Source organism: Streptomyces sp. NBC_01166 (assembly GCF_045039765.1).
Taxonomy (GTDB): Bacteria; Actinomycetota; Actinomycetes; order Streptomycetales; family Streptomycetaceae; genus Streptomyces.
The window spans coordinates 2,374,529-2,400,639 of sequence record NZ_CP108613.1; the positions used below are offsets into that span (position 1 = coordinate 2,374,529).

24 protein-coding genes and 1 riboswitch are annotated in these 26,111 nt (G+C 70.1%); of the genes, 7 read left to right on the forward strand and 17 right to left on the reverse strand.

Features of this window, described 5'->3' with window-relative positions:
* Positions 1-9 precede the first annotated feature (9 nt).
* Positions 10-1,152: a glycosyltransferase family 4 protein gene (locus OG379_RS10950; RefSeq protein WP_405661611.1), complete on the reverse strand. Its 1,143-nt coding sequence runs from the start codon at positions 1,150-1,152 to the stop codon at positions 10-12.
* A 77-nt stretch (positions 1,153-1,229) separates the two neighbouring features.
* Between OG379_RS10950 and OG379_RS10955 the strand changes: the two genes are divergently transcribed.
* Entirely contained in the window at positions 1,230-2,486 is a 1,257-nt protein-coding gene (locus OG379_RS10955; RefSeq protein WP_405661613.1) for a glycosyltransferase 87 family protein, read from the forward strand.
* Here the strand turns inward: OG379_RS10955 and OG379_RS10960 are convergent.
* The 5 genes from OG379_RS10960 to OG379_RS10980 form a co-directional block, all read right to left on the reverse strand.
* Positions 2,443-3,696, reverse strand: coding sequence for a hypothetical protein (locus tag OG379_RS10960; RefSeq protein WP_405661614.1), 1,254 nt, complete (start codon positions 3,694-3,696; stop codon positions 2,443-2,445). The two genes, OG379_RS10955 and OG379_RS10960, sit on opposite strands and share 44 nt — an antisense overlap.
* Positions 3,697-3,712: 16 nt before the next feature.
* Positions 3,713-4,735, reverse strand: coding sequence for an NlpC/P60 family protein (locus tag OG379_RS10965; RefSeq protein WP_405661616.1), 1,023 nt, complete (start codon positions 4,733-4,735; stop codon positions 3,713-3,715).
* A 237-nt stretch (positions 4,736-4,972) separates the two neighbouring features.
* Positions 4,973-5,998, reverse strand: coding sequence for an NlpC/P60 family protein (locus tag OG379_RS10970; RefSeq protein ID WP_393755763.1), 1,026 nt, complete (start codon positions 5,996-5,998; stop codon positions 4,973-4,975).
* A gap of 291 nt (positions 5,999-6,289) precedes the next feature.
* Complete coding sequence (locus OG379_RS10975) at positions 6,290-7,651, reverse strand: NYN domain-containing protein (RefSeq protein ID WP_405661619.1); 1,362 nt, start codon at positions 7,649-7,651, stop codon at positions 6,290-6,292.
* Between the two features lie 37 nt (positions 7,652-7,688).
* Positions 7,689-7,931, reverse strand: coding sequence for a hypothetical protein (locus OG379_RS10980; RefSeq protein WP_311312862.1), 243 nt, complete (start codon positions 7,929-7,931; stop codon positions 7,689-7,691).
* Between the two features lie 151 nt (positions 7,932-8,082).
* On the opposite strand from OG379_RS10980, the gene OG379_RS10985 reads away from it, so the two are divergent.
* Positions 8,083-8,850, forward strand: coding sequence for a rhomboid family intramembrane serine protease (locus OG379_RS10985; RefSeq protein WP_405661622.1), 768 nt, complete (start codon positions 8,083-8,085; stop codon positions 8,848-8,850).
* Positions 8,847-9,128 (forward strand): Lrp/AsnC family transcriptional regulator, encoded by a 282-nt coding sequence (locus tag OG379_RS10990; RefSeq protein ID WP_104784870.1) that lies wholly within the window; start codon positions 8,847-8,849, stop codon positions 9,126-9,128. Before OG379_RS10985 ends, OG379_RS10990 begins: the two co-directional genes overlap by 4 nt.
* 73 nt (positions 9,129-9,201) lie before the next feature.
* On the opposite strand, the gene OG379_RS10995 is transcribed toward OG379_RS10990, so the two are convergent.
* The 6 genes from OG379_RS10995 to OG379_RS11020 all read right to left on the reverse strand — a co-directional run bounded on the left by OG379_RS10995 (position 9,202) and on the right by OG379_RS11020 (position 16,310).
* The gene (locus OG379_RS10995) at positions 9,202-10,578 is read right to left on the reverse strand and encodes an aminotransferase class V-fold PLP-dependent enzyme (RefSeq protein WP_405661624.1); all 1,377 of its coding nucleotides are present in this window, start codon (positions 10,576-10,578) and stop codon (positions 9,202-9,204) included.
* Between the two features lie 183 nt (positions 10,579-10,761).
* Positions 10,762-10,879: riboswitch (SAM riboswitch) on the reverse strand.
* Between the two features lie 84 nt (positions 10,880-10,963).
* On the reverse strand, positions 10,964-12,028 hold the full coding sequence (trpD, locus tag OG379_RS11000) for an anthranilate phosphoribosyltransferase (protein WP_405661626.1): 1,065 nt from the start codon (positions 12,026-12,028) through the stop codon (positions 10,964-10,966).
* A gap of 125 nt (positions 12,029-12,153) precedes the next feature.
* Positions 12,154-13,779 (reverse strand): cytochrome bc complex cytochrome b subunit, encoded by a 1,626-nt coding sequence (locus OG379_RS11005; protein ID WP_393755773.1) that lies wholly within the window; start codon positions 13,777-13,779, stop codon positions 12,154-12,156.
* Positions 13,776-14,828 (reverse strand): Rieske 2Fe-2S domain-containing protein, encoded by a 1,053-nt coding sequence (locus OG379_RS11010; RefSeq protein WP_405661629.1) that lies wholly within the window; start codon positions 14,826-14,828, stop codon positions 13,776-13,778. Before OG379_RS11010 ends, OG379_RS11005 begins: the two co-directional genes overlap by 4 nt.
* The gene (locus tag OG379_RS11015) at positions 14,825-15,634 is read right to left on the reverse strand and encodes a c-type cytochrome (protein WP_393755777.1); all 810 of its coding nucleotides are present in this window, start codon (positions 15,632-15,634) and stop codon (positions 14,825-14,827) included. Before OG379_RS11015 ends, OG379_RS11010 begins: the two co-directional genes overlap by 4 nt.
* Before the next feature lie 55 nt (positions 15,635-15,689).
* A complete protein-coding gene (locus OG379_RS11020) occupies positions 15,690-16,310 on the reverse strand; it encodes a heme-copper oxidase subunit III (protein WP_014045480.1) in 621 nt (206 codons plus the stop codon).
* Between the two features lie 187 nt (positions 16,311-16,497).
* Between OG379_RS11020 and OG379_RS11025 the strand changes: the two genes are divergently transcribed.
* Positions 16,498-16,899 carry a hypothetical protein gene (locus OG379_RS11025; protein WP_362930549.1) on the forward strand — a complete coding sequence of 134 codons (402 nt, stop codon included), beginning with the start codon at positions 16,498-16,500 and terminating at the stop codon, positions 16,897-16,899.
* 62 nt (positions 16,900-16,961) lie between these two features.
* Here the strand turns inward: OG379_RS11025 and OG379_RS11030 are convergent, their stop codons facing one another.
* The 4 genes from OG379_RS11030 to coxB all read right to left on the reverse strand — a co-directional run bounded on the left by OG379_RS11030 (position 16,962) and on the right by coxB (position 21,440).
* Positions 16,962-18,218: an Ig-like domain-containing protein gene (locus OG379_RS11030; protein WP_405661633.1), complete on the reverse strand. Its 1,257-nt coding sequence runs from the start codon at positions 18,216-18,218 to the stop codon at positions 16,962-16,964.
* 125 nt (positions 18,219-18,343) lie between these two features.
* The gene (locus OG379_RS11035; RefSeq protein WP_104784882.1) at positions 18,344-18,742 is read right to left on the reverse strand and encodes a cytochrome c oxidase subunit 4; all 399 of its coding nucleotides are present in this window, start codon (positions 18,740-18,742) and stop codon (positions 18,344-18,346) included.
* Positions 18,739-20,475: a cytochrome c oxidase subunit I gene (ctaD, locus tag OG379_RS11040; protein ID WP_362930553.1), complete on the reverse strand. Its 1,737-nt coding sequence runs from the start codon at positions 20,473-20,475 to the stop codon at positions 18,739-18,741. The genes OG379_RS11035 and ctaD overlap by 4 nt, the downstream gene beginning before the upstream one ends.
* Complete coding sequence (gene coxB / locus OG379_RS11045; protein WP_104784885.1) at positions 20,472-21,440, reverse strand: cytochrome c oxidase subunit II; 969 nt, start codon at positions 21,438-21,440, stop codon at positions 20,472-20,474. Before coxB ends, ctaD begins: the two co-directional genes overlap by 4 nt.
* 272 nt (positions 21,441-21,712) lie before the next feature.
* Here coxB and OG379_RS11050 point away from each other — a divergent pair, with 272 nt between their 5' ends.
* On the forward strand, positions 21,713-23,095 hold the full coding sequence (locus OG379_RS11050) for a cysteine desulfurase/sulfurtransferase TusA family protein (RefSeq protein WP_405661636.1): 1,383 nt from the start codon (positions 21,713-21,715) through the stop codon (positions 23,093-23,095).
* A 31-nt stretch (positions 23,096-23,126) separates the two neighbouring features.
* On the opposite strand, the gene OG379_RS11055 is transcribed toward OG379_RS11050, so the two are convergent.
* The gene (locus tag OG379_RS11055; RefSeq protein ID WP_393755798.1) at positions 23,127-24,101 is read right to left on the reverse strand and encodes a carbohydrate kinase family protein; all 975 of its coding nucleotides are present in this window, start codon (positions 24,099-24,101) and stop codon (positions 23,127-23,129) included.
* Positions 24,102-24,261: 160 nt separating this feature from the next.
* Here OG379_RS11055 and OG379_RS11060 point away from each other — a divergent pair, with 160 nt between their 5' ends.
* Both OG379_RS11060 and OG379_RS11065 read left to right on the forward strand, forming a co-directional pair.
* Positions 24,262-24,474 carry a hypothetical protein gene (locus tag OG379_RS11060; protein ID WP_393755800.1) on the forward strand — a complete coding sequence of 71 codons (213 nt, stop codon included), beginning with the start codon at positions 24,262-24,264 and terminating at the stop codon, positions 24,472-24,474.
* Positions 24,475-24,605: 131 nt separating this feature from the next.
* Positions 24,606-26,054 carry a hypothetical protein gene (locus tag OG379_RS11065; protein ID WP_405661638.1) on the forward strand — a complete coding sequence of 483 codons (1,449 nt, stop codon included), beginning with the start codon at positions 24,606-24,608 and terminating at the stop codon, positions 26,052-26,054.
* Positions 26,055-26,111: the final 57 nt, after the last annotated feature.

Genomic DNA, 26,111 nt, shown 5'->3' on the forward strand with positions numbered 1-26,111 from the left:
CGTGCGTGGTCAGAGCAGCGTCTTCAGCTGCTCGGCGAGCAGGTCCCAGCGCCACTTCTCCTCGACCCACGCCCTGCCCCGCTCCCCCATGCGCCGGCGCAGTTCCGGGTCGAGGAGCAGGGTGACGATCCGGTCGGCGGACTCCTCGGCGGAGCCGCCCCGCACCACCCATCCGGTCTCGCCGTCGAGCACGGCGTCGGGGGCGCCCCCCGAGTCGCCCGCCACGACGGGCAGTCCGGTCGCGGACGCCTCCAGGTAGACGATGCCGAGGCCTTCGACGTCCAGCCCCCCGCGCCGGGTGCGGCACGGCATGGCGAACACGTCGCCGGCGCCGTAGTGCGCGGGCAGCTCCTCCCAGGGCACCGGCCCGGTGAAGCGCACGGAGTCCTCGACGCCCGTCTCGGCCGCCAGCTTCTTCAGCTGCCCGGCGTACGGGCCGCCGCCCACGACGAGCAGGACCGCGTCCGGCACGCGCGCCAGGATCGCGGGCATGGCCAGGATGAGCGTGTCCTGGCCCTTGCGCGGCACCAGCCGCGAGACGCACACGACGACGGGCCGGTCCGCGAGCCCGAGCCGGGCCCTGATCCGGTCGCCGCCGGAGGCCGGGTGGAAGGTCTTCTCGTCGACCCCGGGCGGCAGCTGCACCATGCGGGCCGCGGCCTCGGGGGTGAGCGCCGCGGCGATCCTGGACCGGGTGTACTCGCCGAGGTAGGTGATGGTGTCGGTACCCTCGCCGATGCGGCGCAGCAGCTGCCGGGAAGCGGGCAGTTGTGCCCAGCCGGCCTCGTGGCCGTGGGTGGTGGCCACGATCCGGCGGGCACCGGCCCCGCGCAGCGCGGGCGCCATCAGCCCGAGCGGGGCGGCCGCGCCGAACCACACGGAGGAGCAGCCGTGTTCACGCAGCAGCCGGACCGCCCGCCGGGTGACCCCCGGGGTGGGCAGCAGCATCGTCGTACGGTCGCGTACGACGGTGAACGGCTGCTCGGCGTCGAAGGCCGCGGTGGCTTCGGCGCCTTCCGTGCCGCGCTTCCAGGTGGAGGCGTAGACCACGATCCGGTCGGGATCCATGCGCAGCGCCATGTTGTGGAGGAAGGCCTGGATGCCGCCGGGGCGGGGCGGGAAGTCGTTCGTCACGATCAGCGTCTTGTCCATCGCCGCCGACAGTACCGGGCGGCCCGACGGCCCTGCCTGACGGCTCCCGCACAGCCCGGGCCTGCATCATGGCGTGCATGACGGTCAGGACGGACGCGAGTGGCCGGGCTCTGTCCCTCGCCGTATGGGGTCTCACCCGGGCGGTGCTGCTGCTCTGCGTCTTCAAGGTGTTCACGGTGCCGGGCCCCGACGTCACGAGCGACGTCTCGGTGATCTACCGGGGCTGGTACGAGGTGCTCCGCACCGGCACGTACCCGCTGGACGACGTCACGTGGCAGTACCCGCCCGCCGCCGCCCTCGCCGTGCTCTCCCCGGATCTGCTGCCGTTCCTGGAGTACGCCTCCGCCTTCTTCGTCCTCGTGCTGCTGTGTGACGCGCTGGTGTTCGGTCTTCTGCTGTACGCGGGAAGCCGTCCGGGCATGCGCGACGCGGGCGCCTGGCTGTGGGTGGCGGGCGTGCCGCTGCTCGGGCCGACCGTGTACGCGCGCTACGACCTGATGGTGACGGCCGTCGCGGTGGCGGCACTGCTGGCGGGTGTCCGTCACCCCCGCGTGCTGGGGGCACTGGCCGCCTTCGGCACGCTGCTGAAGGTGTGGCCGGTGCTGGTGCTGGTGGGCACGGCCCGGGGCAGGGCCACCCGCCGCTCCTGGTCGGCGGCGGCGGTGACGCTCGCGCTGCTGGCCCTGGTGGCGGCGGTGGCGGTGCCCGGCGCGTTCGCCTTCCTGACGTTCCAGCGGGACCGGGGGCTGGAGATCGAGTCGCTGGGGGCGCTGGTCTTCCATGTGGCCCGGCAGTTCGGCTGGGAGGGCCGGGTGGAGCTCCGCTACGGCTCGATGGAGTTCGCCGGCCCGCATGTGGCGCTGGTGAGCACGCTGGCCCTGGCGCTGAGCGTGCTGGCCTTCGGCTGGCTGCTGGTGTGGCGGCTGCGGGCCCGCACGTTCGCGGTGCACACCCCGGCCGACGCGGCGTTCACCGCGGTGCTGCTGTTCACCGTGACCAGCCGTGTCATCAGCCCCCAGTACATGGTGTGGCCTCTCGGTGTCGCCGCGGTGTGCCTGGTCTTCCGGGGCAGCAGGATGGCGCTGCCCGCGTGTCTGGTCCTGGTGGCCACGGCCGTCACCCTGCTGGAGTTCCCGCTCGGCTTCGGGCATGTGGTGGCCAGTGACGCGGAGGGCCTGGAGTTGATGGCGGTACGCAACGGTCTGCTGCTCGTCGCGACGCTGAGCGCCGGGCGGCGGCTCTGGCGGGACACCGTGCCCCGGGTGGTGCGGGGGCGGGCGGCGGAGCCGGTCAGCCCAGCCGGGCGCGCAGATACTCCCGCCAGCGCGCCGTGAAGTCCTGGGGCGTGGTACCGAGCACGGTGTGCATGGCCTGCTCGACGGCCCCGTCCCGCTCGGAACGGCTCCCCACGGCCTTGTAGAAGGCGATCAGCTCCTCCTCGCCCCAGTCCTTCGCGATCAGCTCGCAGGCCAGCCAGGCGCCCTCGTAGGCCTGGGAGAGCTCCGCCGCGTCCTCGCCGAAGCCGAAGTCCTCGTCGGTCGGGAGCCGCGCGGGCAGGTCACCGCCCCGGACGGCCTCGGCGAGCTCCGGTGCGATCTCCGGGGCGGTGCGGCTCTCCTGGCGGTAGGCGGTCCAGTCGGCGACGCCCTCGGAGAGCCAGACGGGCGTGGCGGCGGAGGTGTGTGCCCGGGTCGCCACATGGGTGGTCTCGTGGGTGAGGACGACCCGCTGCCCGAAGTCGCCGAGCATTCCGTACGCCTGCGGATTGACGATCACCCGGTCCGCGGGCTCCCGGCCGCTTCCGCCCACCTTGCCGGTGGTGACTGCCGCTATGCCCCGGTAGCTGGCCGCGGGTGCGTCCAGGAGCCCCGCCATGTCCTCCACGGACTCCGGGACGAGCACCACGACCCGCTCGGCCCAGGGCTCCGGCCAGGTGCCGGTGACGGCAGGGACGGCCCGGTCCGCGGTGGCCGCGATCCGGCGCAGCTCCGCGGTCCGGCGGCCGACCCCGAGGACCAGGCTGTGCGTGCCCCGTACGACCTCGACGTCGCCCTGCTGCCAGAGCTGCCCCGGGGAGCCGTCGGCTGCCCTGTCGGCGGCGATGTACCAGCGGCCGCCCTCCCCCCGGCGGACCAGCTCCACCGTGCGGGAGGAGGACATGGGGGCCATGTCGTAGCCCTTGATCCGGTAGCGCAGTTCGACCTCGGCGCTCACCCGGTCCGCGCCTTCGTCGGTGACGCCCTTCACCTTGTACGCCCAAGACTCCAGCGGCACGTCGGCGAGGTTGCTCAGTTCGGTGCGCTGTGCGGCCCGGAAGGAGGCGGCACGGGGGTCGAGCGCGGCCAGGTACGCGTCGGTGTCGTGCTCCATGACCGCCTCGGCCCGGCGGTCCAGGGCGACGCCGACCTCCCGCGCGGTGATGCCGGTGGCGGAGTCCCCGGGGCCGGCGCAGGCGGGCACGAGCAGCAGAGCGGCGAGCACGGCGCTTGCCGTGCCCCGTCTGCGGGTGCGCTCCCGCCGCGCGTCCTGCGTCCGAACAGCCATCGGGCCGATCGTACGGTCATACGCGGGTGACCGAGGAGACGGGCATCATGCCGACGGGGTCGTAGCGCACCGGCGCTCCGGGGTACGGGGCGTGGATGACCTGCCCGTTTCCCGCGTACATCCCGATGTGGCCGGCATCCGCGCGGTAGGCGACCAGATCGCCCGGCCGCGCCTGCGCGAGCGGCACCATGCGGCCGGCGTACCGCTGCGCCTGCGAGGTCCGCGGCAGGCCGACGCCGGCCTGCGCGTACGCCCACTGCATCAGCCCGGAGCAGTCGAACCCGGCGGGCCCGTTGGCGCCCCAGACGTACGGACGGCCGAGGGCCTGCCGGGCCGCCATGAGAGCGGCCAGGCCGCGCGCGGAGGCGGGGGCTCCCTCGGTGAGCGTCTCGGACGGGCCGGAGCGGGACGCCCTGCCGAAGGACTCGCGGTCGGCGGCGGGCAGGGTGCGCAGGAGTTCCCGGGCGCGGGCCAGTTTGCCCTCCACGGTGCGCTTGTGGCGCGCCACCGCCGCGCTCTCCCGCTCCATGGCGGCGAGGGCACCGGCGGCCTCAGCACGGCTCTGCGCGATCTTCCGCTGGGCGTGGTGGAGCTTGCGCAGTGTCAGGGTCCGGCGCTCGCCCGCACGGTCGAGAGCGGCGGCCCGGTCCAGGAAGGTGTCCGGGTCCGAGGAGAGCAGGAGGGCGACCGAGGGGTCGATGCCGCCCGAGCGGTACTGCGCACCGGCCATGGAGCCGAGGGACTCCCGCATCCGGTTGACGTCCTCCTGCGTCCGGGCCGCCGAGTCCTGGGCCCTGGCGATCCGGCCGCGCAGCCGGCCGAGGCTCTCCCGGGCGGCGTTGTACTGCTCCGTGGCGCGCTCGGCCTCCCCGTACAGCCGGTCGACCGCGGCCTTCGCCGTCCCGTGGGTCTCCTCGGGCACGGCGCTCGCGGGAGTGGTCTGGAGGCCGGCCGCCGCGGTGGCCGCGGCGGCGGACAGGACGGTGGCCCGGACACCACGGTTGAGGCCGGGCCGGGTGGGACGGCGATGCGACACCACAGGAAGCCGCACTCCCTTCCGCTGTACGCAGATGTGCGCAGCCCCTGCCGCCCGGGACGGGCGGACCGACGACCGGGAGCTGCGCGGCAGCGCAGACAGTAACCGGACGGCTGCACCCCGGCCAAAGGCCACGCCGGAAGCGGGAGGGGGACGGAAAAGCCCCGCCCCGCCGGTGACCTGTGGTCTCCGGCGGGGCGGGGCTCCGTCGAGGGGTACCGCGATTCGCCCGTTCGGGCGTCAGACGCGCACGCCGAACTGGAAGGTGCCCATGTAGTCCATCGACTCGTAGCGGACCACGGCGCCGGGCTTCGGGGCGTGCAGGATCTGGTTGTTGCCCGCGTACAGGCCCACGTGCGAGGTGTTGTTGAAGAAGACCAGGTCGCCCGGCTTCAGGGCGCTGCGGCCGATCCGGACACCGTCGTTGATCTGGGTGTACGTGGTGCGGGTGATCTGGACGCCGGCCTGGGCGTACGCCCACTGGGTCAGACCCGAGCAGTCGTAGGCGTTGGGACCGGTGGCACCGGAGACGTACGCCTTGCCCTGCTGCGTGGAGGCGGCCTGGAGGGCGGCGGCGCCACGGGCTGAGGCGGGGACCTCGTTGCCGAGGTCGACCCGGTCACCGGCGGCGCGGCTGGCGCGCTGCTCGTCCTCGGCCATCTTGGCGCGCTCGGCTGCGGTGAGGGTGTTCAGCAGCTTCTGGGCGTCGGCCAGCTTGCCCTGGTACTTCTTCTTGTTCTCGTTCAGCGTCTTGCGGACGTCGGCGAGGTCGGCGAGCTTGCCCTCGGCCTCCTGGCGCTGCTGCGCGAGGGTGCGCTGCTTCGCCTGGATCTTCTGCAGCGACTCGGCCTGCTTGGCCGTCAGCTGGTCGAGCGCGGAGGCCTGGTCGAGGAAGCTGTCCGGGTCCGAGGAGAGCAGCAGCTGGACCGACGGGTCGAGACCACCGGAGCGGTACTGCGCGGTGGCGAGCGAACCGAGCTCGCCGCGCAGGGCGTTGAGCTCGTCCTGGCCGCGGGCGACCTTGTCCTGGAGCGCGTCGGCCTGCTTCTTGAGCTTGTCCTGCTGCTCCTTGGCGCCGTTCGCCTTCTCGGTGGCGACCTCGGCCTCGTGGTAGAGCTTGTCGACCTTCGCCTTGACCTCGCTCTTGGTCGGCTTGGGGTCGGCGTGGGCCGCCTGGGAGGTCAGGGCCACGGCCGCAGCGGCGGTCGCGGTGAGCACGGTCACGCGGGTGCGGCTCGGCTGCTTGGGACGACGGTGGGACGCCACGAAGGCGAGCTCCTTCTTCCTCGAGCCGCCTACCGGGTTGTGGGGGAAAGAATCCCCGGCTCCGTGCACGTCACGGACTCGGCGGTTCCTCCGCCGTCACCCCGGGTGGGCGATCAACCGTGCGAAGGTTCGAGGCCTGACCTTAGTGACCATCTTGTGATCAGTTCAAATCCTCACGAGCAAAATCTCGTCACACCAGGCACTTCTTTACTTTCATCACACTGCGCGTAGCGGCGACTTGACGGTACGTTCCAAAAACTCCGACAAGTCACTCATGTCTCACATGACGCGTCAGACGCGCGAAAGGCGCTTCAGGAGCAAGGCGGACGCGACCGGCCGCGCGCCGGCCTTCGCTACGCCGTCGGCCACTTCGCGGTCGGTGGAGACCACCACGACGGGCCTGCCCGACGGTTCGGCGCGCGCCAGTTGCCGGATCAGCTCGTCCGCGGTCACGCCCGCCTTGCTGAAGAGGACGCGGACCCCGCGGGGTGGTGCGAGCAGGACCGGGGCGGCCAGTTCGGCGCCGTCGAAGACGCAGGTCATCTCGGCCCCGGTCTGTGCCGCGAGGACCGAGAGGCCGCCCAGGAGGCGCAACCGCTGCTTCTCCAGCGGCATCTGCGGATAGCCGGTCTTGGTGACGTTGTAGCCGTCGACGATCAGATGCGCCTGCGGCAGGGCGAGCAGCTGGTCGAGCAGCGCCGGGTCGGTCTCCGAAAGGGCCCTGGCGGCAATGTCCTTCGGTGACATCCGGCCGGGTTCCACAGCTTCGACGCTGTCCGCGGGGCGGAGCGAGGAAGGAGGCAGGGCCAGTTCGCGGCGGAGACCCTGTGCCGCGTCGAGCACGGTGTCCAGGAGCAGCCGCAGCCGCATGTCCTCGACCGAGCGCCCCTCCCTGGCCGCCCGGCGGCCCGCCTCGACGGAGGCCTCCGCCTCGGCCAGCCGCGCCTTGAGCCGGCGGGACTCGCTCTCGGCCGCGGAGACCTGGGCCGCGGCCTCGGCCCGCACGGCGTCGGTCTCGGCGCCCGCCTTGCGCAGAGCCGCCTCTCCGCGCTTCACCTCACTGAGGGCGCTGCGCAGTTTGCGGTGGAGGGAGTCGGTCTCCTTGCGGGACGCGTCCAGCTCCGAGCGCAGCCGTTCGGTGTCGGCCCTGGTCTGGCCGCGGGCGCGGTCGAGCTCCTCACGCAGCCGCTCCAGCTCGCGCCTGGTCTCCTCGTCCGCACGCTCGGCGTGGGCCCGCTGGACCTCCTCGCCGGCCGCGGACACCAGCTTGACCCAGCCGGCCGGCCGCAGCACATAGGCGGCGGCCGCCACATCGACGGGGTCGGCGGCGGCGGGCGGGGCACCGGACGCGAGGGCGTCGGCCAGCTCCGGCTGGCTCTGGCCGATCCGCTCACCGATGCGCCGGCGGAACACCGGGTCGCTCTCCAGGGCCGCGGCCATCGCGTTACCCGCGAACTTGGCCCGCCTGCTCGGGGTGAAACGGGCGTACTGCCGGAGCTGGGCGGGGAGTTCGCCGACGGTCAGACCGCCGAACGCGTCCGAGACCAGCGCCACCACCTTGCGGCGCACGCCCTCGGGCAGCGGACGGTCGAGCGACTCCGCGGTGCCGTCGGCCGCGTCGGCCGGTCCGGCGCCGCCTGTCGGCTGCTCCACCATCCATCACCCCAATGTGTCTGTCCGCACTGCCCCGTCAGGAGTCGGCACCAGGCCTGTCGACCAGTTCGATCTGGTCCACGGCGTTGCACCAACGACAGCGCACCGACTCGATGGTCTCACTGACCACCTCGCGCTCCTCGATACTCGACTCCCCGGCCAGGTCGAGATGCACGTACTCCACGACCTTGGAGGAGCGCGTCACATCGAAACGGGTCAGGTTGCCGCAGAGCGTGCAGCGCCAGCGGGTCCCGTCCGTCGGCTGGGGAACCGTCGTCATCGTTGCGTCCTCTTTCGTCGTTCGTCGAGTCTCGTGCGTGCCCAGGCTTCGATCTCGCGGTGCGCCGTCGAACTGCGGATGTCCTGCTGTAACCCTACGGCCTTGCGCATACCTATCGGCACGGCGAGGCGGTCTGTCCCGTTCTCGCCCGGTGCGTCATGCTCTGTGCGTGACCTATCGGCGGGAAGTCCACTGGCGGAGGCGGGCCGGAGAGCTCCGGGCGGCGGCCGCGGCGGGCGGCGCCCCGGTCACGTACGGGCTGATAGCGCTCTGCTGCGCGGTGTTCCTGATCAGCCCGCTCTCCGGGTTCAACCCCGTCCACGGCAGCGCCGACGCGCTGCTGGCCGCTCAGGCCGGGTATTTCGAGCGGTGGGGCGTGATCCCCACCGAGCTGATGGAGGGCTCGGCCCACGCGGCCCTGACCCCGCTGACCGCGCTCTTCGTCCACGGCAGCTGGCTGCACCTGCTGGGCAACATGCTCTTCCTCTACGTGTTCGGCGCGATGGCCGAGGAGCGCATGGGCCGCACCGAGTTCACCTTCTTCTATCTCGCCTGCGGCTACTTCGCCCTGGTGGCCTACGCGGTGGTGCACGCGGACTCCGACCAGACACTGGTCGGCGCGTCGGGGGCGATCTCAGCGGTGCTCGGCGCGTTCCTCTATCTCTTCCCCCGGGCCCGCGTCACCAGCCTCTTCCCCTTCCTCTTCTTCCTGCCGCTGCGTTTCCCCGCCTGGATCGTGCTCGTGTTCTGGTTCGTCCTGCAGTGGCTGGCGGCGCGGAGCGCGGGCAGCGGCCCGGGCGTGGCGTACCTCGCGCACGTGGCGGGTTTCGCGGCCGGGTTCCTCTACGCCTGGGTGCGGTTCCGGGGTACTAGAGTGAAGTCTCCAGCCACGGCCACTGAGGGAGAAAGCCAGCCGTGATCACCGCGATCGTGCTCATCAAAACCAGCGTGGACCGGATCCCCGAGATCGCCGAGGCCATCGCCGCGCTGGACAGTGTCAGCGAAGTCTTCTCGGTCACCGGTACGTACGACCTGATCGCCATGGTCCGGGTCGCCCGGCACGACGATCTGGCCGATGTCATCCCGGGCCGGATCAGCAAGATCCAGGGCGTCGAGGGCACCGACACCCATGTGGCCTTCCGCACCTACTCGCAGCACGACCTCGAGGCGGCCTTCGCCATCGGTCTCGACGCCTGAGACGGCGTACGGCTCCGGCCGGGGACGGGGCGACACGCCTCCCGTTCCCGGCCGGAGCCGTGTCCGGACCCGCTCAGACCTGCGCGGCACCCCGGTCGGGCACGCAGCGGCCCTCCTCGGTGCGGTAGCTCCAGCGGGCGCCCTTGCTGACGAGCTCGCGGACGGCGCCCAGGAACCTCTCGATGTGCTCGTCCGGCGTGCCGGCGCCGAAGCTCACCCGGATGGCGTTGAGGGACCTCTCCCCCGGCGCGGCCTCCGGCGCGCCGCACTCGCCCGGCTCCTGCGGCTCGCTGCCCAGCAGGGTCCGCACCAGCGGGTGCGCGCAGAACAGTCCGTCGCGCACCCCGATGCCGTACTCGGCGGAGAGCGCCGCGGCGAAGTGCGAGCTGTTCCATCCCTCGACCACGAAGGAGATGACGCCGACCCTCGGGGCGTCGTCGCCGAAGAGCGAGAGCACCTTGACCTGGGGGACGTCGGCGAGCCCCTCACGGACCCGTGTCACCAGCTGCTGCTCCCGGGCGACCAACCGGTCGAATCCGGCCTCGGTCAGGGCCTTGCAGGCCGCGGCGATGGAGTAGACGCCGATGACGTTGGGCGATCCCGCCTCGTGCCGGGCCGGGGTGGTGTGCCACTCGACGTCCACACCGCCGTCGGTGCGCCGGGCGACCTTGCGGGAGGCGCCGCCACCCGCGAGGTACGGCTCCGCGTCCACCAGCCAGTCGGCGCGGCCGGCGAGGACGCCCGAGCCGAAGGGCGCGTACAGCTTGTGCCCGGAGAAGGCGACCCAGTCGACGTCCAGCTCGGCGATGTCCACCGGGTGGTGGGGGGCCAGCTGCGCCGCGTCGAGCACGATCCGCGCCCCGTGGGCGTGGGCGGCTGCGGCCAGTTCCTTCACCGGCCACAGCTCACCGGTGACGTTGGACGCGCCGGTCACGCAGACCAGTGCGGGACCATTGGGCTCCCGGCCGGCCAGCGCCCGCTCCAGCGTGGCGACCGCCTGGCCCGGGGTGCGCGGGGCGTCGAGGTAGGTCACCCGGGCGTCACGCCAGGGCAGCAGCGAGGCGTGGTGCTCGGTCTCGAACACGAACACCTCGCAGCCGGCGGGCAGCGCGGCGGCGAGCAGGTTGAGGGAGTCGGTCGTCGAGCGGGTGAAGACCACCTGGTCCTCCGCGCGGCAGCCGAGGAACTCCGCCACGGTCCGGCGGCTGTTCTCGAACAGGTCTGTGGAGAGCTGCGAGAGGTAGCCGGCGCCGCGGTGCACGCTGCCGTAGTACGGGGCGTAGGCCGCCACGTCCTCCCAGACCCGCTGGAGCGCCGGGGCGCTGGCCGCGTAGTCGAGGGCGGCGTAGGTGACGTCTCCGCCGGTAACGAGCGGAACGGTGACATCGGCGCCCAGAACCGGCAGCGGGGCACAAATGGACTGGTCGACGGCAGCGGTGGAGACAGACATGGCGAACTCCCGTAAAAGGCAGGCGAGATCCACGCACCGGCGGCCCGACAGGACGCAGCAGTGCGGGGAGAGAAAGAAAAAAGGGGTGTGCGGAGGAGGGCCTAGAGCCCTATCGCATTCGCTTGCTCACAGAAGACTCCCTGGGACCAGGACCCCAAGGGGTGGCATCCAACGATGCCGAGGGGCCCGCGCTTGCCACAGACCTCGCTGCCTGCGGCCTGGTCTTCACCCGGGGCACCCCGCCACGGACGGAGGGTTGCCGGACAGCGGGCCGGGGCCGTAGTCGCTGTCACTCATGACCTGCGCAGCATCTTGCCATACCCACGGCGACGCGCAAGGGCGCAGTCCGCGATCCGGACTGCGCCCTTGCTCACAGCCTGCGCCCTCAGGCGTTGCTGGCCGCCACCCAGCGCTCCAGCGCGCTCCTGGCCGCGCCCGAGTCGATCGACTGCGCGGCCCGCGCGATCCCGGCCGAGAGCTGCTCGTCCAGCGAGCCCTCGCCCGGGTCCAGCGCGACCAGTGCGGCAGCCGAGTTGAGCAGCACCGCGTCGCGTACGGGGCCGGTCTCCCCGTCGAGCAGCCGACGGGCCACATCCGCGTTGTACGAGGAGTCCGCGCCGCGCAGCGCCTCGACGGGGACCAGGTCCAGGCCGACGTCGCGCGGGTCGAAGGCCTGCTCGCGCACGGTGCCGTCGCGGACGATCCAGACCCGCGAGGTCGCCGTGGTGGTCAGCTCGTCGAGGCCGTCGTCGCCCCGGAAGACGAGCGCCGAGTTCCCCCGGTCCGCCAGCACCCCCGCGACGATGGGCGCCATCTTCGGGTCGGCGACCCCGATGGCCTGGGAACGCACCCGGGCCGGATTGGTGAGCGGGCCCAGGATGTTGAAGGTGGTCTGCGTGCCCAGCTCCTTGCGCGCCCTGGCCGCGTACCGAAGAGCGGGGTGGAACTTCACGGCGAAGCAGAAGGTGATGCCCGCCTCCTCGGCCACGGCCACGACGCGCTGCGGCGTGAGTTCGAGGTTGACGCCGAGCTTCTCCAGGACGTCGGAGGCACCGCTCGCCGAGGAGGAGGCCCGGTTGCCGTGCTTGACGACCTTCGCTCCGGTCCCCGCGACGACGATCGCCGACATGGTGGAGATGTTGACCGTCTTGGCCATGTCGCCGCCGGTGCCCACGATGTCGACCGTGCGGCCGGGCACCTCGATGGTGTGGGCGTGCTCGTACATGGCGCGGACGAGTCCGGTGACCTCGTCGACGGTCTCGCCCTTGGCCCGCAGGGCGACGGCGAAGCCCGCGATCTGCACGTCCGTGGCCTCGCCGCTCATGATGCGGTCCATGGCCCACGCCGTGTCGTCCGCGCCCAGGTGCTCGCCGCGCAGCAGGGGGGTCAGTACGCCGGGCCAGGTACGGGCCGCCACGCTGTCGCCGCCGTCCGGGGTCACAACGTTCATGGTCCGCTCCTGGGGGTCCACAGCCGATACAAGGGATACCTCCCACCCTATCCAGGCCCGGGGGCAGCGAAGAGCCCCGTCCATCGGATGGACGGGGCTCCTGCTGTGGCGGTCAGCTGAGGTGATCAGTGGTGGCCGTGGCCGCTGGTGATCTCCTTGTACTCCTCGGCGGTGGGCTTGGCGATCTGGTTGTCCTCGCCGTAGTAGCTCTTGCTGAGCCTGGCCCGGAGCTTCTGCAGCGCCGAAGGCTTGCGCTCGACACCGTTCTCGTCGACCGTCGGGCCGATCTCGACCGGCTTGTACTGCTCGTGCGCGGTGAGCGTGTGCAGCTGGCCGGGGCTGAGCGGCTCGTGGATCTCGACGAACTCACCGTGCGGCAGGCGCTTGATGGTGCCGGACTCGCGCCCGTGCAGCACCTTCTCCTTGTCGCGGCGCTGGAGGCCGAGGCAGATCCGCCGGGTGACGACGAACGCCAGGACCGGGCCGACGAAGAAGGCGATCCGTACGAACCAGCTGATCGCGTTGAGCGACAGGTGGAAGTGGGTCGCCCAGATGTCGTTGCCGCCGCCGATCAGCATGACGAAGTAGATCGTCACCCAGGCGACGCCGAGACCGGTACGGGTCGGAGCGTTGCGCGGACGGTCCAGGATGTGGTGCTCGCGCTTGTCCCCGGTGATCCAGGACTCGATGAACGGATAGAGCGCGAGTGCCCCGAGGACCACACCGAAGAGGACCAGCGGGATCAGCACGCCGAGGACCAGCGTGTGGCCCCAGAGGTTGATCTCCCAGCCCGGCATGACACGGACGAAGCCTTCGGCGAAGCCCATGTACCAGTCCGGCTGGGCGCCCGTGGACACCTGGTCGGGACGGTAGGGGCCGAGCGCCCAGATCGGGTTGATCGAGGCGATGCCCGCGATGATCGCGATGAAGCCGAAGACCAGGAAGAAGAATCCGCCTGCCTTGGCCATGTAGACCGGCAGCAGCGGCATGCCGACGACGTTCTTGTTCGTACGTCCCGGACCCGCGAACTGCGTGTGCTTGTGGAAGAACACCAGGATGAGGTGGCCGACCACGAGCCCGAGCATGATGCCCGGCAGCAGCAGGATGTGGATCGAGTAGAACCTCGCGATGATGTCGGTGCCGGGGAACTCCCCGCCGAACAGGAACATCGAGATGTACGTACCGACGATCGGCATCGACAGGATCGCGCCCTGCGTGAAGCGCACACCCGTACCGGAGAGCAGGTCGTCCGGGAGCGAGTAGCCGGTGAACCCGGTGAACATGCCGAGGACGAACAGCAGGAAGCCGAACAGCCAGTTGATCTCACGCGGCTTGCGGTACGCGCCGGTGAAGAACACCCGGAACATGTGCACGAACATGCCGGCGAGGAAGATCACCGCTGCCCAGTGGTGGATCTGCCGGACGAGCAGACCACCGCGGACGTCGAAGCTGATGTCCAGCGTCGAGGCGTACGCCTCGGACATCCGGATGCCCTGCATCGGCTCGTACGAGCCGTGGTAGACGACCTCGTTCATGCTCGGGTGGAAGAACAGCGTCAGATACACACCCGTGAGGATGATGATGATGAAGCTGTAGAGGCAGATCTCACCGAGCATGAAGGACCAGTGGTCCGGGAAGATCTTGCGCATGTTGGCCTTGGCCAGGCCGTAGATGCCGAGCCGGCCGTCCGCCCAGTCGGCCACCCGCTCACCGGCGGGCGCCTTGCGCTGTGTGTCTGTCGCAGTACTCATCCGCGCTCCCAGAAGGCAGGACCGACGGGCTCTTCGAAGTCACCGAGCGCCTCGAGGTTGCCCTCGCTGTTCACGCCGATCCGCAGCTGCGGGAGGGGGTGACCGGCCGGACCGAAGATGACGCGGGCGCCGTCGGAGAGGTCGAAGGTGGACTGGTGGCACGGGCAGAGCACGTGGTGCGTCTGCTGCTCGTACAGGCTGATCGGGCAGCCGACGTGGGTGCAGATCTTGGAGAAGGCCACGATTCCCTCGTGGGCCCACTCGCGCTCACGCTTGTCCTTGATGTTGTCCGGCTCGATGCGGATGATCATCAGGGCGGCCTTGGCGATCTGCGACTGGAAGTCGTGCGCGTCCTCCTCCAGGCCCTCGGGCATGGCGAAGGTCAGCGAACCGACGACGACGTCCTCGGGACGCAGCGGCTCCATCGTGTTCATGTTGACGAGCTGCTTGCCCTTGGCCCACAGGGTCTTGCGGAGCTTCTTCTCCGGCAGCGGACCGAGGTCGCGCAGCAGCACCACACCGGAGAGCGGCACCAGGGCCAGCGCACCGAACATGGTGTTGCGGATCAGCTTGCGCCGTCCGAGCGCGGACTCCCGGGCGCCGTCCGCGAAGTCGGCCATGACCTTGGCCTTGACCTCGGGCGTCGCCTCGATCGCGTGCCGGTCGTCGGCGACCTCCACGTCGGACATCAGGGTGCGCGCCCAGTGGACGGCCCCCGCGCCGATCAGGAAGAGCGCCAGGCCCAGGGTCAGACCCAGGGAGAAGTTCAGCGCGCTCACGTGGCCGAACGGCCAGATGTAGACGATCTTGTCGACCGGGAAGATGACGTACGAGGCGATGAAGCCGACCGTCGCCAGCATGGACAGCGTGAACATGAAGGCGACGGCCCGCTCGGAGCGGTTCGCGGCGCGTTCGTCGATGTCCTGGATGCGCGGCTTGTGGGCCGGCAGCCCCGGGTCGGCGAACGGGTCGCCCGCACCCTCTACCGCGCCGTGCGCGGTGCCCTGCTCTACCGGCAGGTTCTCTTCTGGAATCTGTTGGCTACTCATGACTTCTTGGCCTTAGCGGTGTGGGCCGCGACCCATACGGCGATGGCGATCAGGCCGCCCAGGCCGAAGATCCAGCCGAAGAGACCTTCGCTGACGGGGCCGAGGCCACCGAGCGAGAGCCCGCCGGGGTCCTCCGACTCATCACCGTTGACGGTCTTGATGTACGCGATGATGTCTTTCTTCTCCTGCTCGGGCATGGTGCTGTCCGGGAAGGAGGGCATGCTCTGCGGGCCGGTCTGCATGGCCTCGTAGATGTGCTTCGGGCTCACGCCTTCGAGGTCCGGGGCGTACTTGCCGTTCGTCAGCGCGCCGCCCTTGCCGGTGAAGTTGTGACACTGCGCGCAGTTGGTACGGAAGAGGTCTCCGCCCTTGGCCACGTCGGCACCCGAGGGGTCGACCTGGCTCTTGGTCGGCGTGATCGGACCGGCGCCCAGCGACGCGACGTACGCCGCGAGCTGGTCGATCTCGGCCTGGGTGTAGATGACCTTCTTCTTCGGGACCTGGGCGCCCGGCTGCTGAGCCGGCATGCGTCCGGTACCGACCTGGAAGTCGACGGCGGCGGAGCCGACGCCTACGAGGGACGGCCCGTCGGTGGTGCCCTGACCGCCGGATCCGTGGCAGCTGGCGCAGCCCACGGAGTAGAGCTTCTTGCCCTCGTCGATGGCGAGGGACTGGGCGGTTTCGTCGGCCTGCGCCTTACCCGCAGGCGCGAACGCGGCGTACAGCCCCCCGGTAGCCGCCAGCGCGAGGAGTAGTACGACGACCGCCGCCAGCGGATGGCGTCGTCGTGCGGAGAGCTTTTTCACGGATTACCCCGGTGTCAGGATCTTCTGCGTCGATGATGGGTGGGTGCGAGCCCTGTTACTTGATCATGTAGATCGTGGCGAACAGACCGATCCAGACGACATCGACGAAGTGCCAGTAGTAGGACACGACGATGGCGGCGGTGGCCTGTTCATGGGTGAATCTCGAGGCCGCGTATGTCCTGCCCAGGACGAGCAGGAAGGCGATGAGACCGCCTGTCACATGCAGACCGTGGAAGCCGGTCGTCAGGTAGAACACCGAACCGTACGGGTCGGAGGACAGGGAGAGACCCGCCTCCTTGACCAGCTCGGTGTACTCGAGGACCTGGCCTCCGATGAAGATCGCACCCATCACGAACGTGATGATGAACCAGGTGCGGAGCTTCTTCACATCGCCCCGCTCCGCGGCGAAAACGCCGAGCTGGCAGGTGAGAGAGGAAAGCACCAGGATCGTGGTGTTCGTCGCCGAGAACGGGAAGTTCAGATGGTGAGCCATCTCCTTCCAGTGATCGGGTCCCATCACCGATCGCAGGGTGAAGTACATCGCGAAGAGGGCCGCGAAGAACATCAGCTCGGAACTCAACCAGATGATGGTTCCGACGCTGGTGAGGTTCGGCCGATTGACCGACGGGTGCGCGTGCCCGGTTTCTACTGTCGTTGCTGTCGCCACGACCGACATTATGTCGGTCGCTTATCCCGCCCTCACTCCGGGGGGTGCCGTTCGGTGTGTCAGCGGTGTGTGTCCTCACCGAACGGCCCATCGAATCGCTGTCTTTACCGGTGCTGACAGGCAGTCCGCCGGAGTACGATCCGCCCATCGGTTCATGCCCGGAGAGCCCCGAAGACACAGACGTCACGGAGGAACAATGCAGCCGACCGCCACGGTCCTGGTCTACAGCGACGACGCCAACACCCGCGAGCAGGTGAGGCTGGCAGCCGGTCGGAGGCCTGCGGCGGACGTGCCACCGGTGGAGTTCCTGGAGTGCGCCACCCTGCCCGCCGTCCTGAGCGCGCTGGACCGGGGCGGTGTCGACGTCTGCGTGCTGGACGGCGAGACGGCCCCCGCCGGCGGCATGGGCGTCTGCCGGCAGATCAAGGACGAGATCTTCGACTGCCCGCCCGTCCTGCTGCTGATCGGACGCCCGCAGGACGCCTGGCTGGCCACGTGGAGCCGTGCGGACGCCGCTGTGACGCATCCGGTGGACCCGGTCGACTTCGCGGACGCTCTGGCCTCCCTGCTGCGCCACAGGCTGTCCGTAGGGGCCTGAGGCGGAGGGGCCCCGAACCCCTCCGCGGTGTCCTTCGAGGGCGCGGCGCACTCCCGGCCGGGTCAGACCTGGGGGCGCAGCCGCGCCGCCTCGACGTCGGTGCCCGAGTCCGGTGTGCCGCCCCCGTGCAGGGCGCTGCCCTTCCGCCAGGCGTCCCAGTCCAGGTTCCAGTCGCCGAAGCCGTTGTCGAACGGCGTCATGGTCTCGCCGTCGCTCCCGACGACCTTGACGATGTCGCCCTCACGTACGGTCTCGAAGAACCACTGGGCGTCGGCGGTGCTCATCCCCGTGCAGCCGTGGCTGACGTTGGCGCTGCCCTGCGAACCGGTCGACCAGGGCGCCGCGTGGACGTACTCACCGCTCCAGGTGACGCGTGTCGCCCAGTAGACGGGCAGGTCGTACGACTCCGAGGAGCCGGCGGAGATGCCGATGCTCTCCCCGCGCATACGTACGAACTGCTCCTTGGCCAGCACCACCTTGACGCCGTTGCGCGTGTCGAAGCCCGGCTTGCCCGTGGTGACCGGCAGGGTGTTGATCACCTCACCGTTGCGCAGCACGGTCATGGAGTGGTCGGAGGCGTCGGTGATCGCTTCTATGCGGTCGCCGGTGGTGAGCTTCAGGGGCTTCGCGGTGGCCCCGTAGAGGGCGTTGGTGACCTTTATGCCCTTGAGGTTGCTGCGGACGTCGATGGTGGCGTCGGCGGGCCAGTACTCCTTGGGCCGGTAGTGCAGGGTCTTGGCGTCGACCCAGTACCAGGAGCCCGTGACGGCGGGGGTGGACCGGACCTGCAGCCCGCGTTCCACGGTGGCCCTGGAGGCCTTGTCGGTGACCGGAGCGCTGAGTTCCGCTGTGAGGGGCTGTCCGACGCCGTAGGTGCCCGCCTGCGGGCCGAAGGCCACCTTCAGGAACTTCTTGGCCGAGGTCGTGCCGAAGGCGTACGTACGGCTGCCAGGGGCGCCGTCACCGTTCTCGGTGGAGACCTTGACGGTGTATCGGGTGCCGGCCGCGAGCGAGGTGGTGGAATGCCACCGCTTCCCGTCGGCGTCCAGTTCGCCCGCCAGGTGGCGGCCCTCCCTGTCGACGGCCGTCACGTCCGTGATCTTCGCGTCGTCGTCCTTGACGGTGACTTCGAGGGGCTTGTCGGGGTCGGCCTTCTCGTTCTCGGAGGGGCCGTTGAAGGAGACCAGGTCGGCCGCGTCGTACGGCTTCAGCGACAGCGGATGACCATCGGGCTCGCCACAGGCGGTCGCACCCGCTACCAGGGTCACGACCAGCAGGGTGCAGCTCACTACGGTGCGGATGCGCGGCGTGTGGTTCATGAACCCACGCTAAGAAGATTCATCCGATCCAGCGCGTTCAGTGACTGCAAACGGGGGCCCGGCCCGCTCATTGCTGAGCGGGCCGGGCCCCCGTACGGGTGCGACGCGTCCTGTGAGGGCGCGTCCTACTGGGTGCGGTTCTCTCCCCGGTAGTACTCGAAGACCCAGCCGAAGAGGCCGATCAGGAGCAGCGGGGCCGAGAAGTAGGCCAGCCACCAGCCGAAGACGACGGCCATGAAGAGGAACGCCCCGCCGATGGCCAGCGAGAGCGGCTGCCAGCTGTGCGGCGAGAAGAAGCCCACCTCACCGGCCTCGTCCGCGACGTCGGCTTCCTTGTTGTCCTGGGCCATCGCGTCGACCCTGTTGGCCGTGAAGGCCAGGTAGAAGCCGATCATGATGGTCAGCCCGAAGGCCAGGACCAGCGCGGTGGTACCGACCGGCTCCTTGGACCAGACGCCGTACGTGACGGCCATGGCCAGCATGAAGACGCTCAGCCAGATGAAGAGCTTGCCCTGGATCTTCACTTGCCGTCCTCCTTGCCACCGACGAGGACCTTGTCACCCTCGGACAGGTGATCGAGCTGCTCGAGTGCCGCGATCTCCGGGTGGTGCAGGTCGAACGCCGGGGATTCGGAACGGATCCTCGGCAGGCTGAGGAAGTTGTGCCGCGGGGGCGGGCAGGACGTCGCCCATTCGAGCGAACGGCCGTAGCCCCAGGGGTCGTCGACCTCGATCTTCTTGCCGTACTTGGCGGTCTTCCAGACGTTGTACATGAACGGAAGCATCGACAGTCCGAGCACGAACGAGGAGATCGTCGAGATCGTGTTCAGGGCGGTGAAGCCGTCGGCGGCGAGGTAGTCCGCGTAGCGACGCGGCATGCCCTCGGCACCGAGCCAGTGCTGCACCAGGAAGGTGCCGTGGAAGCCGATGAACAGCGTCCAGAAGGTCATCTTCCCGAGCCGCTCGTCCAGCATCTTGCCGGTGAACTTCGGCCACCAGAAGTGGAACCCGGCGAACATCGCGAAGACCACGGTGCCGAAGACGACGTAGTGGAAGTGCGCGACGACGAAGTACGAGTCGGAGATGTGGAAGTCCAGCGGCGGCGAGGCCAGGATCACGCCGGTCAGACCACCGAAGGCGAAGGTGATCAGGAAGCCGACCGACCAGAGCATCGGTGTCTCGAAGGACAACGATCCCTTCCACATCGTGCCGATCCAGTTGAAGAACTTCACACCGGTCGGTACCGCGATGAGGAATGTCATGAAGGAGAAGAACGGCAACAGCACGCCGCCCGTCACATACATGTGGTGCGCCCACACCGTCACCGAAAGGCCGGCGATGGCGATCGTCGCGCTGATCAGACCGACATAGCCGAACATCGGCTTGCGGCTGAACACCGGAATGATTTCGGAAATGATTCCGAAGAATGGTAGCGCGATGATGTACACCTCTGGATGGCCGAAGAACCAGAAGAGGTGTTGCCAGAGCAATGCGCCACCGTTGGCCGCATCGAAGATATGTGCGCCGAATTTACGGTCGACCTCCAGCGCGAAGAGCGCGGCGGCGAGGACCGGGAAGGCCAGCAGGACCAGGACACCGGTCAGCAGGACGTTCCAGGTGAAGATCGGCATGCGGAACATCGTCATGCCGGGGGCGCGCATGCAGATGATCGTGGTGATGAAGTTGACCGAGCCGAGGATCGTGCCGAAGCCGGAGAAGGCCAGACCCATGATCCACATGTCGGCACCGACGCCCGGCGAGCGGACGGCGTCCGACAGCGGGGAGTAGGCGAACCAGCCGAAGTCGGCCGCACCCTGCGGGGTGAGGAAGCCGGCCACGGCGATCAGCGAGCCGAAGAGGTACAGCCAGTACGCGAACATGTTCAGCCGCGGGAACGCCACGTCGGGCGCGCCGATCTGCAGCGGCATGATCCAGTTCGCGAACCCTGCGAACAGCGGCGTCGCGAACATCAGCAGCATGATCGTGCCGTGCATCGTGAACGCCTGGTTGAACTGCTCGTTCGACATGATCTGCGTACCCGGACGGGCCAGCTCGGCGCGCATGAAGAGCGCCAGGAGGCCACCGATGCAGAAGAACGCGAACGATGTGACCAGGTACATCGTGCCGATCGTCTTGTGGTCAGTGGTTGTCAGCCACTTGACGACGACACTCCCCGGCTGCTTGCGCCGCACCGGCAGCTCGTCCTCGAACGAGTCGTCTGCTGCCGCGGCACCCTGGGATTCATTGAGGATGCTCACAGTTTGTTCGTCTCCGCATTCCTGGCCGGGTCCGTCTGCTCGATGCCTGACGGCACGTAGCCCGTCTGACCCTTCTCCGCCAGCTCCTTGAGGTGCTGCTGGTAACGCTCCGGAGAAACGATCTTGACGTTGAAGAGCATCCGGGAGTGGTCGACGCCGCAGAGCTCGGCGCACTTACCCATGTAGGTGCCCTCCTTCTTCGGCGTGACCTCGAAGGAGTTGGTGTGGCCCGGAATGACGTCCTGCTTCATGAGGAACGGCACCACCCAGAAGGAGTGGATGACGTCACGCGAAGTCAGGATGAAACGGACCTTCTCGCCCTTCGGCAGCCACAGGGTCGGACCCGGGTTGCCGTTCTGCGGGTTACGCGTCCCAGGGATGCCCACGTCGTAGACGCCGTTGGCGTTCGCGGGGAAGTCCTTCTGGAACTTGTCGGGGATGGCGTCGAGCTCCTTGGAGATCTTGCCGCCGGTGGAGGGCTCGCCCTCCACGTTCTCGATGTAGTTGAAGCCCCAGCTCCACTGGTAGCCGACCACGTTGATCGTGTGGGCCGGCTTCGGGCTGAGCTCGAGGAGCTTCGATTCATCGCGCGCGGTGAAGTAGAAGAACACCGAGACGATGATCAGGGGGACCACTGTGTACAGCGCCTCGATAGGCATGTTGTACCTGGTCTGCTGAGGTACCTCCACCTTGGTCCTGCTTCGCCGGTGGAAGATGACGCTCCACAGGATCAGCCCCCAGACAAGGACGCCCGTGGCGAGCGCTGCCGCCCACGAGCCCTGCCAGAGGGAGAGGATCCGAGGGGCCTCTTCCGTTACCGGGGTGGGCATACCGAGGCGGGGGAAATCCTCCCAGTTGTATGAACAACCGGAGGCCGTCGCCAGGACCAGGCCCGCAGTCAGCACCTGCGGCAGCTTCCGCCGCATCGGGCGCCGCGACGAGCGGTCGGAGCCGTTGGGACTCACGTAGCGCCTTCCCGAGAGTCTCGCCCGCACGGTCGGCGCGGCCGTCTCACTTGGTCGGTCGCCGGCCCTGACGCGGGCAGGGGTTTGGATGTTTATGCGGACCAAACCCTACTGGACGCTATTTGGGGTCGCGCGGGGAGGGTGCCCAACGCGCCGCACGACACCCCGAAGGGATGGAATGCAGGCCTCCGGCCGTCATCTGACGCTCCCTCTCCCTGCCGCGGAGGTGGCCGGTCACCTGGTCACGCACCTGCGCGGGCTAGCGTGACGGTGTGCCCTACTTCGACGCGGCTTCCTCCGCCCCCCTGCACCCCGTCGCCCGCCAGGCGCTGCACGCCTCGCTGGACGAGGGCTGGGCCGATCCCGCCCGGCTCTACCGCGAGGGGCGGCGGGCCGCGATGCTCCTGGACGCGGCCAGGGAGACGGCTGCGGAGGCGGTCGGCTGCCGTCCGGACGAGCTCGTCTTCACCTCGTCCGGCACCCGGGCGGTGCACTCGGCGGTCGCCGGCGCTCTTTCCGGGCGTCGGCGTGTCGGCCGCCATCTGGTGCTCTCGGCCGTCGAGCACTCCTCGGTACTCCACTCGGCCGCGGCCCTCGAAGCCGCGGGGGGATCCTTCACCGAGGTGCCGGTGGACCGGACCGGCGCGGTCGACCCGTCGGCGTACGGCCGGGCCCTTCGACCGGACACCGCGCTGGCCTGTCTGCAGTCCGCCAACCACGAGGTGGGCACCGAGCAGCCGGTGGCCGAGACCGCCGAGCTCTGTGCCGACGCGGGCGTACCGCTGCTGGTGGACGCCGCGCAGTCGCTGGGCTGGGGGCCGGTGCCCGGCCGCTGGTCGCTGCTGGCCGCGAGCGCCCACAAGTGGGGCGGACCGGCCGGGGTCGGGCTGCTGGCCGTGCGCAAGGGGGTCAGGTTCGCGCCCCAAGGCCCGGCCGATGAGAGGGAGTCGGGCCGGGCGGCCGGCTTCGAGAACATCCCGGCCATCGTGGCGGCCGCGGCCTCGCTGCGAGCGGTGCGCGCGGAGGCCGAGGCGGAGGGCGTCCGGCTGCGTGCCCTCGTGGAGCGGATCCGGGCCTCGGTGGCGGGCCTGGTGCCCGACGTGGAGGTGGTCGGCGATCCGGTGCGGCGGCTGCCGCATCTGGTCACCTTCTCCTGTCTCTATGTCGACGGAGAGACACTGCTCCATGAGCTGGACCGGGCTGGATTCTCCGTTTCGTCCGGATCGTCCTGCACGAGCAGCACCCTGACGCCCAGCCATGTCCTCAAGGCGATGGGGGTGCTCACGGAGGGGAACATCCGGGTGTCGCTTCCGCCCGGGACGACGGAGGAAGAGGTCGGCGGCTTCCTCGACGTACTGCCCGGGGTGGTCGCCGAGGTGCGGGAGAGGCTCGGCGCACCCGTGTCGGCGGCCCCCTCCCCGGCACCGCGGGCCTCGCTCGTGGTCGACGCGCTGGGCCGTCGCTGCCCGATTCCGGTGATCGAACTCGCAAAGGTGATCGGAGAGGTACCCGTGGGCGGCACGGTGACGGTGCTCTCGGACGACGAGGCCGCCCGCCTCGACATCCCGGCCTGGTGCGCGATGCGCGAACAGGAGTACGTGGGCGAGGAGCCGGCGGACCACGGCTCGGCCTATGTGGTCCGCCGGCTCCTGTGAGCCCCGTACCGCTTCCGTCGTGCCTACGGACCTAGGAGAGGTGCTTGCGGACCTCGGAGGCCGCCTCGTCCCCGTAGGCCTTGGTGAAGCGGTCCATGAAGTTGGTGCGGCGCAGGGTGTACTCCTGGGTGCCGACCGTCTCGATGACCAGGGTCGCGAGCATGCAGCCGACCTGGGCGGCACGCTCCAGGCCGACGCCCCAGGCGAGGCCGGAGAGGAAGCCGGCCCGGAAGGCGTCGCCGACGCCGGTGGGGTCCGCCTTGCGCTCCTCCTCGGCGCAGCCGACCTCGATGGGGTCCTGGCCGGCCTGCTCGATGCGGACGCCGCGGGCGCCGAGGGTGGTGACGCGGTGACCGACCTTGGACAGGATCTCCTCGTCGCTCCAGCCGGTCTTGGACTCGATGAGCCCCTTCTCGTACTCGTTGGAGAAGAGGTACGTCGCGCCGTCGAGGAGGATCCGGATCTCCTCGCCGTCCATCCGGGCGATCTGCTGCGAGAAGTCCGCGGCGAACGGGATGCCCCGGGAGCGGCACTCCTCCGTGTGGCGGAGCATCGCCTCGGGGTCGTCGGCCCCGATCGAGACGAGGTCGAGGCCGCCCACGCGGTCGGCGACGCTCTTGAGCTCGATCAGCCGGGCCTCGCTCATGGCACCCGTGTAGAAGGAGCCGATCTGGTTGTGGTCGGCGTCCGTGGTGCAGACGAAGCGCGCGGTGTGCAGCACCTCGGAGACACGGACGGAAGCGGTGTCGACGCCGTGCCGGTCGAGCCAGGCGCGGTAGTCGTCGAAGTCCGCCCCGACAGCGCCGACGAGGATCGGCTGCGTGCCGAGCACGCCCATGCCGAAGGCGATGTTGGCGCCGACCCCGCCGCGTCGCACGTCGAGGTTGTCGACGAGGAAGGAGAGCGAGACCGTGTGCAGCTGATCCGCGACCAGCTGGTCGGCGAATCGGCCGGGGAAGGTCATGAGGTGGTCGGTTGCGATGGAGCCGGTGACTGCGATGCGCACGGGGTGGCTGCTCCTGCGGAAGGCGGAGGAAACGCGTGAACGCACCCTCCGGGACGGCGTGACAGTTCACGCTACCCGGTGACGCCACCGTAGCCGAAGGGGCAAAACTACCCGATAGTAGGTCTTTCTACCTGGGTGCCCCCGTGCGTACGGTGCGGTTATGTCGAACACCGTCGTTCCGCGTGAGTCCCTTCCGCGTGAGTCCGAGATGAGCCTGGCCGAGCTGCGCGGTGACTGCGCACGGATGGCGCCGCACTGGGTCGCACCCACGAGGACCACCAGCAAGCCGGTGGAGCCCTCTCGCATCCACGGGGTCACGGTGCCGCCCTCCTCGGCCCGCCTGATCGACTCCATGTCCGACTACGGGGACTGATCGGAGGCTTCACCGGCGGTTCCCCCGCGCACGCGGTGGAACCGCGCGCTCCCCCGGCCCGTCCCACCGGTGTCCCCGCCCGGGGACGGATGATGTGCCCGTGACGGCCAGGCAGCCGAAGGAGCGATCCGGTGAGCACCGAGCGACCCGAGAATGACGTGACCGGCCCCCGGCGGCGGCGGTCGCCGCTCGCCGTGGCCTCGGTGGCGGCAGCCGTGCTGCTGGCCGGGGGCGGCGGCGCGTACTGGGCGTCCAGCACTTCGGGCGAGGCCGGGCCGGGCCTCCGCCCCGACCCCGGGACCGGTGCGGCCCCTCTGCTGTCGCTCGACGCCCCGGCGGACGGCGGCACGTCGGCACCTCCGGGCATCGCGCCGGGTGAACCGGATCCCCACGGCGGCGGAACCGTCTACCGTGCCTCGGGCGAGCTGCCCGACGGCCCGGACGCGGCCGCCGTCCACCGCGCGACGGGCACGGTGACCTCGGCCGAGGTGGCACGCCTCGCGAAGGCCCTCGGGGTGCAGGGAACGCCCCGCACGGAAGGCACGGCCTGGAAGGTGGGCAGTGACGGGGACGGCTCCGGGCCCCTCCTTCGGGTGACCGAGCAGGCTCCGGGCACCTGGACCTTCGCCCGGTACGGCTCGGGTGGCCCGGACGCGTGCGAGTCGCCCACGGTCTGCTCGAAGGACACGGCTCCGGGCACCGGCGCCGGCTCGCCGGTGAGCGAGAAGGCCGCCAAGGCCGCGGCGGTACCGGTCCTGAAGGCGGTGGGGCAGGGCGATGCCGCGCTCGACGCGGCCCAGCTCATGGGTTCCGTACGCGTGGTGAACGCCGACCCCGTGGTGGACGGACTGCCGACATACGGATGGTCGACCGGGATCCAGGTGGGCGCCGGGGGCGAGATCGTCGGCGGCAGCGGGCATCTGAAGTCCCTGGAGAAGGGCGACAGCTATCCGGTGACCGGCGCGGACGAGGCGCTGAAGCAGCTGAACGCGGAGAACCGGCGGGCCGCGAAGGCCGACATCGGCGGCTGCGCGACCGCCGAGCCCCTGGAGGGCGATCCGGCCTCGGCGAAGACCGACTGCGGCCGCCGCGGCGGGACCCCGCCGGCCACCACGGCGACGGTCGAGAAGGCAGAGTTCGGGCTCGCGGCGCAGTACTCGGACGGCGAGCCGATCCTCGTGCCCTCGTGGCTCTTCTCCGTACGACCCGAAGGGGGCGGCCCCGCGAGCACGGTGGTCCAGGTCGCGGTGGACCCGGACCACCTGGCACCGGAGAGCACCCGGCCGGCCCCGGAGCCCACGAAGGACCCGCAGGGCGAGGGAGCGCCTCTCATCGCGTACAGCGCCGACGGCCGGACGCTGGAGGTGACCTTCTGGGGCGGCGTGTGCAGCACGTACACGGCCCGTGCCACGGAGGACGCCACGACCGTGCGGGTCACGGTCTCCGAGTCGAAGCCGGACCCCGGGAAGGCCTGCATCATGATCGCCAAGGAGCTGACCCGGACGGTGACGCTGGACGCGCCGCTGGACGGCCGGAAGGTGGTCGACGCCGGGTCGGGCAAGGCCGTGCCGCGCGGCTGAGACCTCCACACCGCACACGACAGCGGCGGCGCTCCCTGGTCCGGGAGCGCCGCCGCT